This is a genomic window from Escherichia sp. KCJ4928, assembly GCF_004352695.1.
Taxonomy (GTDB): Bacteria; Pseudomonadota; Gammaproteobacteria; order Enterobacterales; family Enterobacteriaceae; genus ECMA0423.
The window spans coordinates 1-911 of record NZ_SJWV01000463.1 but is presented as its reverse complement, the minus strand read 5'-3'; the positions used below and the strand labels follow the sequence as shown (position 1 = coordinate 911).

Here is a 911-nt window from a genome sequence, read left to right as displayed (position 1 = left end):
TGTGCGGTGCTTCAAATGGATAGTCTAAATCATCCATCATTTTTATTAATTTATTTATTTGGGTTTTAGTCATCATTTTGTGTGGTCCATAATATTTTTCATGGGAGGATAAATTGAGCCAGATGGAATGGCCCAGGGAGTGATTTTGCTTTCACCTACTAATATTCCCTTAGCTATTCGTGATTGCATGTTAGTAAAAACTTTATGATATGGTTCGTTTTCGATTAATACTAAATTTTCGAAATCATTAGTACCACCATCATCTAGAGATAGTTTATGGTGAACATTATAATTTAGAGGAACATTGCCCTTTCTCATTCTTAAAAGGTCTTCGGCGTTGAATCTTCCAGATGCTTCGGAGGTTTTTGCAAGTTTGATAAGAAAATTTTTTCTTACAGTTTTATTAAACTCCTTTCGTAAGTTAGCTAAGTCTTTTGAAGGTCTCTTAATGTATATTATTTCTATTATGTCTATACCATCAAGAAGTTTTTGTTGACCTCTAAGTTTGCCTAAGTAACTATTTATTTCTGTATATGTATCAACATTAGAACGCTTTGTTAAAAGAATAGATGCTGTTGCTATCGCTATGCCCGCTGTTTTTTCATTTAGTATTTGATCATAGCCTTTTATTGCATCTCCACCCAGTTTTTCCGCAGTATCTCTGAATCCTTCAATGTTCCCATTGTATACGCCACCAGCAGCAAGTAGCCTGCCAATAGCTTTGCTGTTTAACGTTTTGAAACGATTATTTGCTTGGTTTTTTGAATTTGGTAAAAACAAACGGTTATAATTTTCAGGGAGTGCCAAATAGCTGAACTCGGTATTTGCGATAAGATGTTGACAGAGGATAAATTCATAACTAATAGTTATTGTTTCTGTATCCAGTTGGTTTTCAATGATCTGGTGATGAA

At 33.9% G+C, this 911-nt stretch carries 1 protein-coding gene; it reads right to left on the bottom strand.

Annotated elements, in window-relative coordinates:
- Positions 1-72 precede the first annotated feature (72 nt).
- Positions 73-911, bottom strand: an 839-nt coding sequence (locus tag E0D98_RS24855) for an HNH endonuclease (RefSeq protein ID WP_131891367.1), incomplete at its 5' end; no start/stop codon positions are given.